Annotated in this window: 18 protein-coding genes; 14 read left to right on the forward strand and 4 right to left on the reverse strand. The window is 61.4% G+C overall.

The genetic code is table 11. From position 1 onward, the window contains the following. Window positions 1-7 precede the first annotated feature (7 nt). The 6 genes from EX00_RS29420 (at window position 8) to EX00_RS29445 (ending at window position 4,586) form a co-directional block, all read left to right on the forward strand. A complete protein-coding gene (locus tag EX00_RS29420) occupies window positions 8-841 on the forward strand; it encodes an SDR family oxidoreductase (protein WP_047465875.1) in 834 nt (277 codons plus the stop codon). Window positions 842-861: 20 nt separating this feature from the next. Continuing rightward, window positions 862-1,065 carry a twin transmembrane helix small protein gene (locus EX00_RS29425; RefSeq protein ID WP_047465877.1) on the forward strand — a complete coding sequence of 68 codons (204 nt, stop codon included), beginning with the start codon at window positions 862-864 and terminating at the stop codon, window positions 1,063-1,065. Between the two features lie 13 nt (window positions 1,066-1,078). Beyond that, the gene (locus EX00_RS29430; protein ID WP_047465878.1) at window positions 1,079-1,657 is read left to right on the forward strand and encodes a cob(I)yrinic acid a,c-diamide adenosyltransferase; all 579 of its coding nucleotides are present in this window, start codon (window positions 1,079-1,081) and stop codon (window positions 1,655-1,657) included. A gap of 198 nt (window positions 1,658-1,855) precedes the next feature. Next, window positions 1,856-2,605: an electron transfer flavoprotein subunit beta/FixA family protein gene (locus EX00_RS29435; RefSeq protein ID WP_012652567.1), complete on the forward strand. Its 750-nt coding sequence runs from the start codon at window positions 1,856-1,858 to the stop codon at window positions 2,603-2,605. Window positions 2,606-2,628: 23 nt separating this feature from the next. Beyond that, window positions 2,629-3,558 (forward strand): electron transfer flavoprotein subunit alpha/FixB family protein, encoded by a 930-nt coding sequence (locus tag EX00_RS29440; protein WP_047465880.1) that lies wholly within the window; start codon window positions 2,629-2,631, stop codon window positions 3,556-3,558. 149 nt (window positions 3,559-3,707) lie between these two features. Further along, entirely contained in the window at window positions 3,708-4,586 is an 879-nt protein-coding gene (locus tag EX00_RS29445) for a 3-hydroxybutyryl-CoA dehydrogenase (protein ID WP_047465881.1), read from the forward strand. A gap of 232 nt (window positions 4,587-4,818) precedes the next feature. Here the strand turns inward: EX00_RS29445 and tlpA are convergent, their stop codons facing one another. Beyond that, entirely contained in the window at window positions 4,819-5,484 is a 666-nt protein-coding gene (gene tlpA / locus EX00_RS29450; RefSeq protein ID WP_047465882.1) for a thiol:disulfide interchange protein TlpA, read from the reverse strand. A gap of 23 nt (window positions 5,485-5,507) precedes the next feature. On the opposite strand from tlpA, the gene argH reads away from it, so the two are divergent. The 6 genes from argH (at window position 5,508) to EX00_RS29480 (ending at window position 12,899) form a co-directional block, all read left to right on the forward strand. Next, a complete protein-coding gene (gene argH / locus EX00_RS29455) occupies window positions 5,508-6,908 on the forward strand; it encodes an argininosuccinate lyase (protein ID WP_047465883.1) in 1,401 nt (466 codons plus the stop codon). 100 nt (window positions 6,909-7,008) lie between these two features. After that, window positions 7,009-7,203: an LPS translocon maturation chaperone LptM gene (gene lptM, locus EX00_RS29460; protein ID WP_047466374.1), complete on the forward strand. Its 195-nt coding sequence runs from the start codon at window positions 7,009-7,011 to the stop codon at window positions 7,201-7,203. Window positions 7,204-7,216: 13 nt separating this feature from the next. Further along, window positions 7,217-8,485 carry a diaminopimelate decarboxylase gene (lysA, locus tag EX00_RS29465; RefSeq protein WP_047465884.1) on the forward strand — a complete coding sequence of 423 codons (1,269 nt, stop codon included), beginning with the start codon at window positions 7,217-7,219 and terminating at the stop codon, window positions 8,483-8,485. A 197-nt stretch (window positions 8,486-8,682) separates the two neighbouring features. Next, complete coding sequence (locus EX00_RS29470; protein ID WP_047465885.1) at window positions 8,683-11,454, forward strand: TIGR02302 family protein; 2,772 nt, start codon at window positions 8,683-8,685, stop codon at window positions 11,452-11,454. A gap of 67 nt (window positions 11,455-11,521) precedes the next feature. Continuing rightward, complete coding sequence (locus EX00_RS29475; RefSeq protein ID WP_047465886.1) at window positions 11,522-12,100, forward strand: nucleotidyltransferase family protein; 579 nt, start codon at window positions 11,522-11,524, stop codon at window positions 12,098-12,100. 31 nt (window positions 12,101-12,131) lie between these two features. After that, complete coding sequence (locus EX00_RS29480; RefSeq protein ID WP_047465887.1) at window positions 12,132-12,899, forward strand: class I SAM-dependent methyltransferase; 768 nt, start codon at window positions 12,132-12,134, stop codon at window positions 12,897-12,899. A gap of 193 nt (window positions 12,900-13,092) precedes the next feature. Here EX00_RS29480 and EX00_RS29485 read toward each other — a convergent pair whose 3' ends face one another. The 3 genes from EX00_RS29485 to EX00_RS29495 form a co-directional block, all read right to left on the reverse strand. Further along, complete coding sequence (locus tag EX00_RS29485) at window positions 13,093-13,452, reverse strand: response regulator (protein ID WP_007693627.1); 360 nt, start codon at window positions 13,450-13,452, stop codon at window positions 13,093-13,095. Between the two features lie 180 nt (window positions 13,453-13,632). Then, entirely contained in the window at window positions 13,633-14,181 is a 549-nt protein-coding gene (gene hpt, locus EX00_RS29490; protein WP_047465888.1) for a hypoxanthine phosphoribosyltransferase, read from the reverse strand. An 88-nt stretch (window positions 14,182-14,269) separates the two neighbouring features. After that, window positions 14,270-14,920 (reverse strand): hypothetical protein, encoded by a 651-nt coding sequence (locus EX00_RS29495; protein ID WP_047465889.1) that lies wholly within the window; start codon window positions 14,918-14,920, stop codon window positions 14,270-14,272. 210 nt (window positions 14,921-15,130) lie between these two features. Here EX00_RS29495 and ftsE point away from each other — a divergent pair, with 210 nt between their 5' ends. Both ftsE and EX00_RS29505 read left to right on the forward strand, forming a co-directional pair. After that, the gene (ftsE, locus tag EX00_RS29500; protein WP_047465890.1) at window positions 15,131-15,790 is read left to right on the forward strand and encodes a cell division ATP-binding protein FtsE; all 660 of its coding nucleotides are present in this window, start codon (window positions 15,131-15,133) and stop codon (window positions 15,788-15,790) included. A gap of 91 nt (window positions 15,791-15,881) precedes the next feature. Beyond that, window positions 15,882-16,829: a cell division protein FtsX gene (locus tag EX00_RS29505; protein ID WP_047465891.1), complete on the forward strand. Its 948-nt coding sequence runs from the start codon at window positions 15,882-15,884 to the stop codon at window positions 16,827-16,829. Window positions 16,830-16,896: the final 67 nt, after the last annotated feature.

The following is a 16,896-nucleotide window of genomic DNA, read 5'->3' on the forward strand; positions in this document are numbered from 1 at the left end:
TCATTCCATGGCCGATCAACGCACCATCATCGTGACGGGTTGCTCTTCCGGCATCGGCGCCTATTGCGCCCGGGCGCTGAAGGCCGATGGTTGGCGCGTTTTCGCCACCGTGCGCAAGGAGACGGATCGCACGTCCCTCGAAGCCGACGGCATCGAGACCCTGCTGATGGACTACACTCGGCCGGACACGATCTCGGCGCTGGTCGCGACCGTGCGTGAACGCACCGGTGACCGCGTCGACGCCCTGTTCAACAACGGTGCCTACGGCCAGCCGGGCGCTGTCGAAGACCTCTCCACGGATGTGCTGCGCGAACAGTTCGAGACAAATTTCTTCGGCTGGCATGAGCTGACGCGGCAGGTGATCCCGCTCATGCGTGCCCAAGGCCAGGGCCGCATCGTCAATTGTTCTTCCATCCTCGGCCTCATTCCTTATCGCTTCCGCGGCGCCTACACGGCCTCGAAATTCGCGCTTGAAGGCCTGACGATCACGCTCAGGATGGAGCTGCAGGATAGCGGCATCCATGTCAGCCTGATCGAGCCCGGCCCGATCGCCACGCGCTTCACCGCCAATGCGCTCGCCAAGATCGAGGAACATATCGATCTCAAACATTCGACCCATTCCGTCGAATACCGGCGGCAACTGGCGCGACTGAATGGCACAGGTCCGGTCAACAAGCATAAATTGGGACCCGAAGCGGTCTATGACGTGTTAAAATCCGCCTTGAATGCGAAAAATCCGCGTCCGCACTATCTCGTGACCACCCCTGCCAAGCAGGGCGTTCTTCTGAAAAGGCTGTTGCCGGCCAACCTTTTCTATCGTCTGATGCGCCGGCTGGATTGAAAGAGGGGGACGGAGGAGCCATGTCCACATTTACCTATATCGCCGCTATCATTGCCATGGGCCTCGTCGTGCTCGTCCTCATTCGCGGCCTGTTCAACATGATGAAGGGTGACAACCCCAATCTCTCCAACCGGCTGATGCAGCTTCGCGTGCTGCTGCAGGCGGTCGCCGTCATCCTGATCATGCTGACGCTGTGGCTGACCGGCGGCGGCCGTCCGGCCTGATTACGGGATCAAGATGGTCAAGCTCAACAAGATCTACACCAAGACCGGCGACGACGGCACCACCGGCCTCGTCTCCGGCCCGCGCCGGCTGAAGCACGATCTGCGCGTCGAATCCTACGGCACGATCGACGAAACCAATTCCGCGATCGGCGTTGCCCGGCTGCACACAGTCGGTATGCCCGAGCTCGACGCCATGCTGATGCGTATTCAAAACGACCTGTTCGATCTCGGCGCCGATCTCTCGGCGCCGGAAACGGATGAACCGCTTCCCTACGAGCCGCTCCGGATCATCGACAATCAGGTGTCGCGCATCGAACAGGATATCGACGCTCTCAATGCCGGTCTCGAACCGCTGAACTCCTTCGTCCTGCCCGCCGGCAGCCCCGCCTCCGCGCATCTCCACCTCGCCCGCACCATCGCGCGGCGCGCCGAACGGCTGATGGTGGCCCTGTCGCGCACCGAAAGCGAGCGTGTCAGCCCGGCCGCATTGAAATACGTCAACCGCCTCTCGGACTTCCTGTTTGTCGCCGCGCGCCATGCGAACGATCGCGGCCGCGCCGATGTCCTCTGGGTTCCCGGCAAGAATCGATAGCAAGACAAATCATGTCCGGCGACAGGCGATTGTATTGACGTTAACGTAAACGTTATTTACATCCCTAAAGCAATTTGCCTGTCTGCGGCATGGAAGCGTTGTATTTGGAGGAAAAACGCGTATCCATGTCGCCATTCGACAAACGGAGCGGCGCGGAACAGGCCATGGTCTGGAGCGCAGTGTTGAAGGAAGGATTCCATGAAGATTCTGGTCCCCGTGAAGCGGGTAGTTGATTACAACGTCAAGATTCGGGTCAAGCCGGATGGTACCGGCGTTGAGCTTGCCAACGTCAAGATGTCGATGAACCCATTCGACGAGATCTCGGTCGAGGAAGCGCTGCGGCTGAAGGAGGCTGGCAAGGCTGAAGAAGTCGTGGTCGTCTCGATCGGGCCTGCCAAGGCTGAAGAGACGCTGCGCACCGCACTTGCCATGGGCGCCGACCGGGCGATCCTGGTCGAGACCGATGATGCCGTCGAGCCGCTGGCGGTCGCCAAGATTCTCAAGGGTGTCGCAGACGCCGAACAGCCCGGCCTGATCATCGTCGGCAAACAGGCGATCGACGACGATTCGAACCAGACCGGCCAGATGCTGGCAGCCCTCCTCGGCTCGGCACAGGCGACCTTCGCTTCGAAGATCGAGATCGGTGACGGCAAGGCAACCGTGACCCGCGAAGTCGACGGCGGCCTGCAGACCATCGAGATCAAGCTTCCGGCTGTTGTCACGACAGACCTTCGCCTCAACGAGCCGCGCTATGCCTCGCTGCCGAACATCATGAAGGCGAAGAAGAAGCCGCTCGACAAGAAGTCGCCGGCCGACTTCGGCGTCTCGACCGAGCCGCGCCTGAAAGTGCTGAAGACGGAAGAGCCATCCGGCCGCAAGGCGGGTATCAAGGTGGGTTCGGTCGCCGAGCTCGTCGAGAAGCTGAAGACCGAAGCCGGCGTGCTCTAGGATAGGAAAGGGAGACAATCATCATGGCCATTCTTCTTCTGGCTGACCACGACAATCAAAGCCTTTCCGACCAGACCGCCAAGACGCTGACGGCTGCCGCCAAGATCGGTGGCGACGTGCATATCCTCGTCGCAGGCAAGGGCGCCAAGGCTGCCGCCGATGCCGCTGCAAAGCTTGCCGGCGTCTCCAAGGTGCTGCTAGCTGAAAGCGACGAGCTTGCCAACAACCTCGCCGAGCCGCTGGCCGATCTGATCGTGTCGCTGGCCGCCGGCTACGACACCATCATCACGGCTGCCACCTCGGTCGGCAAGAACGTGTTGCCGCGTGTCGCAGCCCTCCTCGACGTCGCCCAGATCTCTGAGATCACCGACGTCGTCTCCGCCGATACCTTCAAGCGCCCGATCTATGCCGGCAACGCCATCCAGACGGTGCAGTCGAGCGATGCAAAGCGGGTGATCACCGTTCGCACGGCGTCCTTCGCATCGGCCCCAGAAGGCGGTTCGGCTGCCGTCGAGGCGATCGCGGCCGTTGCCAATCCCGGCCTCTCCAGCTTCGTCAGTGATGCGCTGTCCTCATCCGACCGTCCGGAACTGACCTCGGCGAAGATCATCATCTCGGGTGGCCGCGCACTTGGCTCTGCCGAGAAATTCCGCGAGGTCATCCTTCCCGTCGCTGACAAGCTCGGTGCCGCCGTCGGCGCAAGCCGTGCTGCGGTCGATGCCGGCTATGCGCCGAACGACTGGCAGGTTGGTCAGACCGGCAAGGTGGTGGCGCCGCAGCTCTACATCGCGGTCGGCATTTCCGGCGCCATCCAACACCTGGCCGGCATGAAGGACTCAAAGGTCATCGTCGCCATCAACAAGGACGAAGAGGCCCCGATCTTCCAGATCGCCGACTATGGCCTCGTCGCCGATCTCTTCGAGGCACTGCCGGAACTCGAAAAGGCGCTCTGATCGCGCTCCTCTTCTCTTTCGCAGTTGCGAAAGACTGGAAAATTGTCCTTTATGGGTCTATCAATCTTGCCGGGCTAGAAATAGTCCGGCAAATTTATGACGAAGAGCATGGCGCGCCGCCAAGAACGCGCCGCCCGGGGGAGTTGGCAATGAGTTCGCTGAAGACGATTGGTGTTATCGGAGCGGGCCAGATGGGCTGCGGCATTGCCCACGTATCCGCCATGGCCGGTTATAAGGTGCACATCTACGATCTGTCGCAGGAACGCATCGAGAGCGGCCTTGCCACCATCAATGGCAACCTTGCCCGTCAGGTCTCCTCCGGCAAGATGACCGACGAGGAGCGCAAGGCGGCGCTATCCCTGATATCAGGCTCTTCCGACCTCAATGACCTCGCCCAGGTCGACCTCGCCATCGAGGCCGCGACCGAAGACGAAAGCGTCAAGCGCAAGATCTATGCCCAGATTTGTCCGATCCTGAAGCCCGAGGCGATGCTCGCGACCAACACCTCGTCGCTGTCGATCACCCGGCTCGCCTCCGCAACCGACCGGCCGGAACGCTTCATGGGCATCCACTTCATGAACCCGGTACCGGTGATGAAGCTGGTCGAACTGGTGCGCGGCATCGCCACCGAGGAAACGACCTTCTCCGCCGCCAAGGAATATGTCAGCTCGCTGGACAAGACGATCACGGTGGCCGAAGACTTCCCGGCCTTCATCGTCAACCGCATCCTGCTGCCGATGATCAACGAGGCGATCTACACGCTTTACGAAGGCGTCGGCACCGTCGATGCCATCGACACGGCCATGAAGCTCGGCGCCAATCATCCGATGGGCCCTTTGCAACTTGCCGATTTCATCGGCCTCGACACCTGCCTGTCGATCATGCAGGTTCTACATGACGGCCTGGCGGACTCGAAATACCGCCCCTGCCCGTTGCTGGTGAAATATGTCGAAGCCGGCTGGCTCGGCCGCAAATCCGGCCGCGGTTTCTACGACTATCGCGGCGAAGTGCCGGTTCCGACGCGGTAGCTTTTACGGTGGCCTCGGGGCCGACCCTCTTGGTTCGACGCCCTACCGCCGCCGCTACGCTCTGGCGCCAGCGCACCTCACCATGAGGGCGGAACAAAGCCACCCGCCAACCGAACGGATGGCATTGAAAATGGTGGAAATTTCATCAAGCGTAGTAGGTTAGCCCTCACCCTGAGGTGGGAGCGCAGCGACCCTCGAAGGGCGAGGGCGGATGATCGAGCAACGAGACCGCTCAAATCCCCACCGCTGCCTTGATGAGATTCTTCGCATCGTCGCTGTCCCATGCCGCAGGACCATTCATGGCCGAGACCAGGCAGCCCTTGCCGTCGATCAGCAGCGTCACCGGCAGGCCGAAGGCCAAGCCCTGTTTCTTCAGCGCATTGAAGACGCCCATGGTGCTGTCACGGTAATAGCCGAGCTTGTCGATGCCGTAATCGGTGCGGAACGCTTTCGGCTTCTCATCGTCGCCGGTGTCGATATTGACCGCGACGACCTCGAATTTGTCGTTGCCCATGCTCTTTTCCAGCGCGTTCAACGCCGGCATTTCCTCGCGGCAGGGCACGCACCACGTCGCCCAGACGTTGAGCAGCAGCGTCTTGCCGGAGAAATTGGCGATCGACAGCGGCTGGCCGTCCGCTCCCTTGAAGGAAACGTCGTGCAGGGAGATCGGCGTCTGCGGCGCGGCCATGGCGGCGACCTGCCCCTTGGTGAAGGGCGTCAGGGCCGCGGCGCGTTCCTTGGCCGTTTCGCATTGTCCGGAGGAGGCCGTTTCACCAATACCATTGCCATACCCCGCCTCCTTCACGTATACCGCTGCCGCACCGGCGACGACCCCGGCGACGGCGGCAAGCAGGACAAGTTTCACGGACGGCAGACCAAACGGCTTCTTCGCTGTCATTACATTCTCCAGGTAGGCATCTCATGGCTGACGGCACGGACACCAAATCCTCCAACCAGATGTGGGGCGGACGTTTCGCCTCCGGCCCCGCGGCCATCATGGAGGAGATAAATGCATCGATCGGTTTCGACAAGAAGCTGTTTGCGCAGGATATCCGTGGCTCCATCGCCCATGCCACCATGCTCGCCCATCAAGGCATCATTTCAACCGAGGATAAAGACAAGATCGTTCACGGCCTGAACACGATCCTGTCAGAGATCCAAGCCGGTAATTTCGAATTCTCCCGCAGCCTCGAAGACATCCATATGAACGTCGAGTCGCGGCTCGCAGCCCTGGTCGGCCCCGCCGCCGGCAGACTGCACACGGCCCGTTCGCGCAACGACCAGGTGGCGCTCGATTTCCGCCTCTGGGTCAAGGAAGAGCTGCAGAAATGCGAGCAGGCGCTGACCGGCCTGATCGCCGCTTTCCTTGATCGCGCCGAAGAGCACGCCGACACCGTCATGCCCGGCTTCACGCATATGCAGACGGCGCAGCCCGTCACCTTTGGCCATCATTGCATGGCCTATGTCGAGATGTTCGGCCGCGACCGTTCGCGCGTGCGCCATGCCATCGAGCACATGGACGAATCGCCGATCGGCGCTGCCGCGCTTGCCGGCACCGGCTTCCCGATCGACCGTCACATGACGGCCAAGGCGCTGGGCTTCCGCGAACCGACCCGCAACTCGATCGACACCGTCTCCGACCGTGACTTCGCCATCGAATTCCTGTCGATCGCCGCCATCGCCGGCATGCACCTGTCGCGACTCGCCGAAGAAATCGTCATCTGGTCGACGCCGCAATTCGGCTTTGTGCGCCTGTCGGACGCCTTCTCCACCGGCTCCTCGATCATGCCGCAGAAGAAGAACCCGGACGCGGCCGAGCTGGTGCGCGCCAAGACCGGCCGCATCAACGGCTCGCTGGTCGCACTTCTGACCATCATGAAGGGCTTGCCGCTCGCCTATTCCAAGGACATGCAGGAAGACAAGGAACAGGTCTTCGATGCCGCCGAAAGCCTGGAGCTGGCGATTGCCGCCATGACCGGCATGGTGCGCGACATGACCATCAATGCCGCCCGCATGAAGGCCGCTGCCGGTTCCGGCTATTCAACCGCCACCGACCTTGCAGACTGGCTGGTGCGCGAGGCGGGCCTGCCCTTCCGCGACGCCCACCATGTCACCGGCCGCGCCGTGGCGCTTGCCGAGAGTAAGTCCTGCGATCTTGCCGATCTGTCGCTGGCAGAGCTGCAGGCGATCCATCCCGATATCACCGACAAGATTTTCAGTGTCCTGACCGTCGAAGCCTCGGTCGCCAGCCGCAAGAGCTTCGGCGGCACGGCGCCGTCGGAAGTGCGCAAGCAAATCGCCTTCTGGCGCGCCCGCAACTGAGACAATCGCCGAAAACCACACTCTAACAATCAGGGTGCACAAGGCGCGGAAACTTCGCTATGAAGGATTGCTTCCGCGTTTGCCGCCCAAGAGGATTTCGATGCAGATCAACATGCCGCATATCATCCGCCTGACCGTCGTCCTTTCGGTCATCGGCCTTGCCGTCGTCGGATGTGGCCGCAAGGGCGATCTCGATCCGCCGAGCGCCGGCGCGACCAAGGGCGGCGACGTCTCCAAGCCGACGAAGCAGCCGGGCACCGAGGACAAGAAGTTCCTCCTCGATCCGCTTCTCTGAGCAGGCTGAAACCGTGAACCATTTCCAGTACCGCGACGGCATTCTCTACGCGGAGGACGTTCCCGTTCCCGAGATCGTCAAGGCGGTCGGAACGCCTTTCTACGTCTATTCGACGGCGACGCTCGAGCGGCACTATCGTGTCTTCTCCGAGGCCTTCAGCGATGTCGACGCCATGGTCTGCTACGCCATGAAGGCCAATTCCAACCAGGCGGTGCTGAAGACGCTCGGCCGCCTCGGCGCCGGCGTCGACGTCGTCTCCGTCGGCGAGTTGCAGCGCGCGCTTGCCGCCGGCATCCCGGCAAACCGCATCATGTTCTCCGGCGTCGGCAAGACCGCCCAGGAAATGGATGTCGCGCTCGAAGCCGGCATCTATTGTTTCAACGTCGAATCCGAGCCGGAACTGGAAGTGCTGAACCAGCGCGCCGTCCGCGCCGGCAAGATCGCCCCCGTTTCCTTCCGTATCAATCCCGACGTCGATGCCCGCACCCATGCGAAGATCTCGACCGGCAAGAAGGAAAACAAGTTCGGCATCTCCTGGGAGCGCGCCCGCGCCGTCTATGCTCGCGCCGCCAATCTGCCAGGCATCGACGCCACCGGCATCGACATGCATATCGGCAGCCAGATCACCGAGCTGCAGCCCTTCGAGGATGCCTTCAAGCTGCTGCGCGAACTCGTCGAGACGCTGCGCGGCGACGGCCATGACATCCACCATGTCGACATCGGCGGCGGCCTCGGCATTCCTTACCGCGACGACAACACACCGCCGCCGCTGCCGGATGCCTATGCCCATATCGTCAAGAACCAGCTGCGCAGCCTGAACTGCAAGATCGTCACCGAGCCCGGCCGCCTGATCGTCGGCAATGCCGGCATCCTGGTGACGGAAGTCATCTATGTGAAGGACGGCGGCAACAAGAGCTTCGTCATCGTCGACGCCGCCATGAACGACCTGATCCGGCCGACGCTCTATGAGGCCTATCACGAAATCCGCCCCGTCGAGATCACCGCCGCCAATGCCCCGCGCATCAAGGCCGATATCGTCGGCCCGGTCTGCGAGACCGGCGACTATCTGGCGCTCGACCGCGAAATGGCGATGCCGAAGCCCGGCGATCTCCTGGCCGTCAGCTCCGGCGGAGCCTATGGCGCGGTCCAGGCCGGCACCTATAACAGCCGGCTTCTGGTGCCCGAAGTGCTCGTCAAGGGCGGCGATTTCCACGTCATTCGTCCGCGCCGGACCTATGAGGAGCTGATCGGCCTCGATTCTATTCCCGTCTGGCTCGACTAAAGAACTTGATCACGTTTAAGCGAAATCCGATGAAAAAGTGGCCTTTGCCGCCGCTTGCTCTCGTCTTCGCCACAAAGAATGTTATCTTTCCATAACGGGTGTCTCGCCGGGCGCCCTAGGCTTGGGCGTGTGGGACGCCCCACCATCTCCAATGGGCAGAGTGCCATCAACGCCAGATCGGGGAGAAAACCGGACCGATGACCAGCCCAAGCAACCCCAGGAAGGGCGCTTTCGCCAGCCGTCCGGCGCTGGCACGGCTGGTTGCGGTCAAACGTCTCTTCGCACGGCTGGTGCTGGTGTCCGAGCAGATCCTGCCGTTATTGCTGCTGCCGCTGTCGATCCTTGCCCTTTTCCTCTCGGCCGCCTGGTTCGGCATCTTCCGCATCGCGCCGGACATGCTGCGGCTCGCCCTGCTAGCCGCTTTAGCGATCGCCTTTGCCGCCGCCTGCATCCCCTTCCGCCGCCTGCGCTGGCCAACCGTCGGTGAAGCCGACCGGATGCTGGAGGAGCGCAACGGTCTCCCGCACCAGCCGGTCACCGTGCAGGAAGACGAGCCGGCTTTCGACACGCCCTTTGCCCGTGCACTGTGGCGGGAGCATCAGACCCGCATGGCAGCGCGCATAGCCGCCCTGGATGCCGGCCTGCCGCGCCCGGATATCGCCCGCTATGACCGCTTTGCGCTCCGCACCATTCCGGCGCTGCTGTTGGTGACGGCGTTCAGCTTCTCCATGTCCAACAGCGGCGGCTCACTGAGTGATGCCTTCATCGCCCCGGCCGTCACATCGAACAATCCGGATGTCCGTGTCGACGCCTGGGTGACACCGCCCTACTATACCGGCGAAGCGCCGGTCTATCTGACCGGCAATGCCGGCGACAGCGTCAACGTCCCGCAATTCTCCGAGCTCACCGTGCGCGTCACCGGCGCCTCCACGGATGAAAAAGTGCTGTTCCAGGCCGCCGGCAGCGACACCAGCGCCGAAATGCCCGAACAGGTAGCGGACGCCGGCAAGCAGGCGACGGCGAACGGCAACCCAGCCATCCCCGCCGCCGCCCAGCCCGTCACCGCCAATGTCTCGCCGCCCGTGGCTGGCACGGAAGCGATGGTCGCCCGTACCCATGTGCAGAAACTTGAAAAAGGCGGCAAGCTGACGGTCAACGGCAAGTCCTGGTCCTTCAACGTGGTCACCGACAAACCGCCGGAAATCACCTTCGACGGCATCCCGCACGCCACCACCAACGGCTCGCTCGAAATCGGCTTCAAGGTGAAGGACGACTATGGCGTCGAGGAAGCGCGTGCCGAGATCGCGCCCGTCGATGTCGATCCGCAGGCCAAGCCGCTCTATGGCCTGCCGGAATACAAGCTGGAAATCTCGCGTCGCGACCGCCGAGATGGCAAGGGGCTGGCAAGTCGCGATCTAACGCAGGATCCGCTTGCCGGCAAGCAGGTGCGCATCACCCTCGTCGCGCGCGACGGCGCTGGCCAGACGGGGCGCAGCGCGCCCTATGAGATGACCCTGCCTTCGCGCAATTTCGGCCAGCCGCTCGCCGCAGCCGTTGCCGAGGAGCGCCAGGTTTTCGCGCTCGACACCCGCAAGATGCCGGAGGCGATCGAGCTCAACAAGTCGCTGACGATCCGCCCCGACGAGACGATCCCCGATCTCGGCAACTACCTGCTGATCGAATCGGCGCTGACACGCATGAAGCTCGCCAGCGGCGATGCCGCGCTGAAGGATACCGCCGATTATCTCTGGCAGATCGCGCTCGGCATGGAAGACGCTCAACTGACCGACGCGGAGAAGGCGCTCCGCGACGCCCAGCAGAAGCTCTCCGACGCCCTGCAGCGCAATGCGCCGGACGCGGAAATCAAGAAATTGATGGACGAGCTGCGCAAGGCGATGAACAGCTATATGAAGGAGCTCGCCGAACGCATGAAGAACATGCCGGCGCAGCCCAACCAGAAGTCCGCCAATATCCTGCGCCAGCAGGATCTGCAGCGGATGATGGACCAGATCGAGAATCTCGCCCGCTCCGGCAACCGTCAGGCGGCGCAGCAGATGCTGTCAGAGCTGCAGCAGATGATGAACAACCTCCAGGCCGGCCGGCCGCAGCGCGACCAGAACCAGCAGCAGGGCCAGGCAAACGACAAGATGCGCCAGCAGATGGACAAGCTCGGCCGCATCCTGCGCGACCAGCAGAAGCTGATGGAGCAGACCTTCAAGCTCGACCAGACCATGCGCGACCGCATGCAGCGCGGCGATCCCAACGAGGATGGCGACGACGCGCTGAACCAGCCCATGCCGGGCCTGGACGATCTGCAGCAACCGGACATGGGCCAGCAGGATCAGGGCCAGCAGGATCAACAGCAGGGCAAGAACCAGCAGCGGCAGCAACCGCAGGGCCAGCAGCAGGGTCAGAAGCAACAGGGCGACAACCAGACCGACGGCATGACCGCCGACCAGTTGCGCGACGCGCTGAAGCAATTGCGCCAGCAGCAGGATGATCTCGGCAAACAGCTCGGCGAGCTGCAAAAGGAACTCGGCTCCATGGGCATGAAGCCGAACCAGAATTATGGCAAGGCGCAGCAGGAGATGAAGGGCGCCACCGGCGAGCTCGGCAAGGGCAATGGCGAAGGCGCTGTTCAAAACCAGGGCCGCGCTCTTGAAGCGCTGCGCAAGGGCACGCGCGACATGATGAACCAGCTCATGGCGCAGATGCAACAGCAGGGGCAAGGCCAGGGCCAGCAGCAGGGACAACCCGGCCAGGGCAACCAGAACGGCCGCGATCCGCTCGGCCGGCTGCGCGATGGCCCTTACCCATTTAACGATACGAACGAGAACAAAATACCGAAAATCATTGATGCGCAACGCGCCCGTGAAATTCTCGACGCCATCCGCGAGCGTCTGAGCAACAATCCGTCACTGTCCGACGAACGGAACTACCTGGAACGCCTGCTCGATATGGGGCAGTAGGGCAAAATCCGTCGCGATGGCACATCCTTGGGAATCAAGGGCGTCACCACCGCTAGAAGGACTAGAAATGAACAACGAGCAGGTTCGGGAATTGCAATCCATCGTCCTGGGGAGCCCGTTGATTTCTTCGCTTCTTGGCAATTGGGGTAAAATTGCGCTTCCGGATTGCTGGCTTGTGGCTGGCGCTGTTACCCAGACTGTTTGGAACCACGCTTTCGGTTTTCCATTCATGCATGGCATCAACGACATCGACATCGTCTATTTTGACGCCAATGATCTTTCCGAAAATGCCGAAGCAGAACAGGCCGCTCGAATTAAAAAGGTCTTTTCCGACCTACCTGTCTGGATCGATGTAAAAAATGAGGCCAGGGTTCACCTCTGGTATGAGGCGAAGTTCGGATATCCGATTGAGCCATATACTTCGGCATCGCATGCCATCACCACGTTTCCGACAACAGCAACGGCCGTCGGCCTGCAGTCTGACGACAACAGTTTAGAATTCTATGCGCCCTTTGGGCTCTCCGATCTGCTTGGTGGAATTGTCCGTCCGAACAAAAGGCAGATCACTCGCGATATATATATGCAGAAAGCCAATCGATGGATCACCGTATGGCCAAAGCTTACGGTGGTAGGCTGGGACGATTGAATCCTTGATTTACTCGGACAAGGAGGAAGATATGCCGCTAAATGATTTCGGAAGTGTCGGAGACGACTACCGGAGATATTCGGACGGCATACGCGGCAGAATACGACACGAACTGGTGTTCGAAGTCGTGGCCGGACTGACAACGGCTGGCGGAACCGTGCTGGACATGGGATGTGGCGACGGTGAAATATCCGTGCGTCTATGCGAAGCCGGTTTCAATGTCCTTGGCGTCGATGCATCGCCCGAAATGCTGCGTCGGGCAAATGTGCGTAAGGCCCAATTGCGGGAACGAGCCCGTAAACGGCTTGATTTTGCGGTTGGCGATATCGAAAACTTCGAGCCAGGACGGACGTTCGATGCCGTCTGTTGTCATGGCGTGTTTATGTACTTGGACGACAGCAGCGCTGCCATTCAAAAATTGTCAGAGCATGTGACCCGTGGTGGCGTGCTCAGTATTCTGACCAAGAACGCACTCTCCAGTGGTTTTCGCGAAGCGCTCCGAGGAGACTATATGCTCGCACGGCAGTTGATCGAGACTGGCGCGGCCAGCAGCATCGGCAACCTTGGCATTAGCACGCGCGGTGACGATCCTTCGGCGATTGTTGATCTCATGAAGCGGTGCGGTTTTGACGACTGCCAGTGGAGGGGGATCCGCATCTTCTCAGATCATCTCGATGCGAACAGCTTTGACGATAATCTGGCTGATGCACTCATCGCGTTGGAGCAGGCAGCTTCGATGCGCGACCCGTACAGGGTAATGGCCCGGCTGTTTCACGCAACAGGCCGAAAGGTCCAGTAGGTTTTCCACTGAGATGGTCAAGAGCGGAACGCAGCCATTGCCGCCGCGCCGTTCTGCTCACCCGCCAATCTCTGAGCATGACCCTTGAACTGGTCGTTCTTAAGGGTGGTGTTTCGACCCACGCCGCAAATGACTCCAGTAGGCCTACCTCACCTCCGCCGATCCGGTGAAGGCTCCTTCTTGCCATTGCCAATTAAGCAGCCAAAGCGCGTGCAACCGCCTTGCGGATATCCGGCAGAGCAAAAGGTTTGGAGACGACGTCGACGATCTTTTCCATGAGGTCATCGGCACGCTCGCGCTGTTCGGCATAGCCGGTCATCAGCAGGATCTTCATGCCGGGGCAAGTCGAGGCCGCCTGGTGCGCCAGCTCGATGCCGTCCATCACCGGCATGCGGATATCGGAGAGCAGCAGGTCGTAGACGCCCTGCTTCAGTTTTTCCAGACCTTCGGCGCCGTCGGCCGCCTCTTCGGTCTCGTGGCCATCCAGGCGCAGGGCCCGGGCGACAAAGGTGCGAAGAGAGTCCTCGTCTTCCGTGATCAGAATTCTTGCCATGGTCTATGCTCCGTGGTCCGTCATGTTCCGAGAACGAAATCACCAGAATTCCGTTTGCGATCGGTAAACAACGAAGGTGCGATCCTGTCCCGTGGTTAACGGTTCGTCATCGCTGGAGCATATTGGGACGGTTTGCCGGAGCGCCGGATTAACCCAGAATCGGCGCCCGATGCGCTATAGCTATTCGTCGGCATCGCCGGTAACAACACCCACGAAGGGCAGCTCGCGGAAGGCATAGGCGACGTCCATGCCGTAGCCGACAACGAAATAGTCGGGGCATTCGAAGCCGACATAATCGGCCTCCAGCTCTTCCTGACGCTTGACGCTCTTGTCGAGCAGCACGGCGAGCGAGACGTGGCGGGCCCCGCGCTCATAGAGCAGTTCCTTGGCGAAACGCAGGGTCCGGCCGGATTCGAGGATATCGTCGACCAGCAGCACGTCACGATCCCTGACGTCGCTGTCGATGTCCTTGACGATACGGACGCCCTGGGACGTCGTGCCCGCGCCATAGCTCGACAGCGTGATGAATTCGACTTCCGGTGCAAGCCCGGTGTCATGAAGCGCGCGCAACAGGTCGGCGGCGAAGATGAACGAGCCCTTGAGAATAGCGATGACGAGCAGGTCCTTCGTCGGACCGCTGGCGATCTGCTGTGCCAAAACCTTGTTACGCTCGGCGATCTGCTCGGCGGTGAAAAGCGGCTCGATATTCTTCCCGCGTACGACAGGCATTGATTGGCATGCTCCATGGCTGTGCTGCGGCACTTGTCCGCTGATCAAGCCCTAGCCCGTAGCACAATCACGACGGCCGACACACCCCCTAAGGCATGAAGGAAAGTCGAACATCCGGCGTTTTTCCACCGGGATGCTGCAATCTGGTGGAAAAGCCGCGACTCTCGCGCGGCCCGATACGGTTCGCGAGCGGATTCACCACGACGCTCGTCAGCAACTGATTACCGGAGAAGATGTCGGCGCGCACTGGCGGCACGGTGAGCGTGGCGCCGGTCTGGTTCTCGATAATGCCATTGACGGTGAGCACCCGCATGCCGTTCTCGTCGCGCGGCGTCAGCGTCACATGGGTAAATTGCAGCGGCTCGGCCGTTGCCGGTGCCGGCGTGCCGGACAATCCGGAGAAGCCGCCGGCAAGGCCGAAAACCAAAAGGGCCAGTGCCGCGATCAACGCCACGAAGCTGCGTCGCGATGCTCGCTGCAGCCATCCCTCGGCAAGGCGGAAGCCGCTGATTGCACGAACGAGAATGCCGCTCGGCGCCGGCTTGAGCTGCAACCGCGCGCGGGTAGTCCTGTCAAAGTTGTTATTGGCGCGGCCGGGAATGACGGTCACGAACTCGGCGTCGACAATATCCGGCTTCGGCCCGAAGCGATGCGCCGGCTGTAAAACCGATCCACGATCGGGCGGAAGCAGGTCATAGACCAGCCCCGCCTGCTGCCGACGGTGGCGAAAAGCACCCATGACGACCTCCCTTTCCGGTGATCCACATGGTTTCCACGCCCATCTGAATTCTGGGCATTGAAACGAATCCCGCCCAGTCGTAAATTTTAATGGTTAATGCTTCGCAAAGACCGCCATGAATGGGCCGCCTTTCCAGCAAAATTTACCGTCCGTTAACGCTATTGGTTAACAAGTCGCCTGATTGAACACTGCGGAAGACTGGACTGCCCGTTGATCCATTTTGAGAACGTCGGTTTGCGCTATGGCATGGGTCCGGAAATCCTCCGCGACCTGAGCTTCGACATTCCGAAAAAATCGTTCCAGTTCCTGACAGGCCCCTCGGGCGCCGGCAAGACGACCTTGCTGCGCCTGCTGTTCATGTCGTTGCAGCCGACCCGCGGGCTGATCCGCATGTTCGACCGCGAGATTTCCTCGATCCCGCGCAACGAACTGCCGCTGCTGCGCCGCCGCGTCGGCATCGTCTTCCAGGATTTCCGCCTGCTCGATCATCTGACGACCTATGAGAATGTCGCCCTGCCCCTGCGTGTGCGTGGCAAGGACGAAAGCTCCTATCGCAACGATGTGCTGGAACTGTTGAAATGGGTCGGCCTCGGCGAGCGCATCAACGTGCTGCCGCCGGTGTTGTCGGGCGGCGAAAAGCAGCGCGCCGCCATTGCCCGCGCGCTGATCGACCGACCAGAGATCCTGCTTGCCGACGAACCGACCGGCAATGTCGATCCGCCGATGGCGCGGCGCCTGCTCAACCTGTTCCTCGAACTCAATCGCCTCGGGACGGCCGTCGTCATCGCCACGCACGACCTGACGCTGATGGATCAGGTTGAAGCCCGGCGCATGATCCTGTCGGGGGGGCATCTCGATATCTATGACTGAGCCCACACCCCGCAGGAGCCCTGCCAATGCAAGGGCTGCCGGCAACACGCAAAGACCCACCGCCGCGCCGCCCGAAAAGAGACGGCCGGAGATGCGCGTGCGCCCAACCGGGCCGATCGTGCCTTCCTCCAACATCCAGGGCAATGCCCTGATCGTCGTCATCGCCATCATGGCTTTCCTCGCCTGCCTGACGCTCGGCGCCGTCAGCATGGTGCGTTCGACCGCGGCAAGCTGGGAGAGCCAGATTGCCCGCGAGATCACCATCCAGATCAAGCCGGACGACAATCTCGACATGGACAAGGCGCTTGCCAGCGCCCGCGATATCGCGCTGGGCTTCGTCGGCACCAAAAGCGGCCAGATCGTCGATGAAGCAGCAACCGCCCGCCTGCTCGAACCCTGGCTCGGCTCAGGCCTCGACTTTAAGGAACTGCCCATCCCGCGCCTGGTGATCATCACCATCGACGAGACGCATCCGCCGGATTTCGAGGCGATGCGCAGCCTCCTCAAGGGCGAGATTCCCCAAGCGACGCTGGACGACCATCGCACCTGGGTCGACCGGCTGGTCTCCATGGCGCACACTACCGTCCTCATCGGCACCGGCGTGCTGCTGCTAGTGTTCACCGCCATGGTGCTGACCGTGGTCTTTGCTACCCGCGGCGCGCTCTCGGGCAATCGCCATATCGTCGAGGTGCTGCATTTCGTCGGCGCCGAGAGCACCTTCGTTGCGACCGAGTTCCAGAAGCATTTTCTGAAGATCAGCCTGAAAGGGTCAGCAGCCGGCAGCGCGCTGGCTGCCCTGTTCTTCGCCATCGCCGGCCTCCTGCAAAGAAGCACGATCGCCACGCCACAGACCGACCAGGCAACCGCCCTCTTCGGGACGTTCTCGGTCGGAACACTCGGCTATCTCGGCATTCTCGCGACCATGCTCATCATCGCTTTGCTCACCACGGTCACGGCGCGCTTCACGGTCATGCGCACGATTGACGAGATTGATTTGGTCCGCTCCGACCCCGGAAGGACCGAAAATGTACAGAACTGACGGTTTGCTAACTATTTTTTATGATTCCATGGCCCGTTCCTTGCCGCATTTGGCGTATAATGACGAA

Origin of the sequence: Martinezella rhizogenes (assembly GCF_000799715.1) — a bacterium.
In the GTDB taxonomy this organism is placed as follows: domain Bacteria; phylum Pseudomonadota; class Alphaproteobacteria; order Rhizobiales; family Rhizobiaceae; genus Rhizobium; species Rhizobium rhizogenes_C.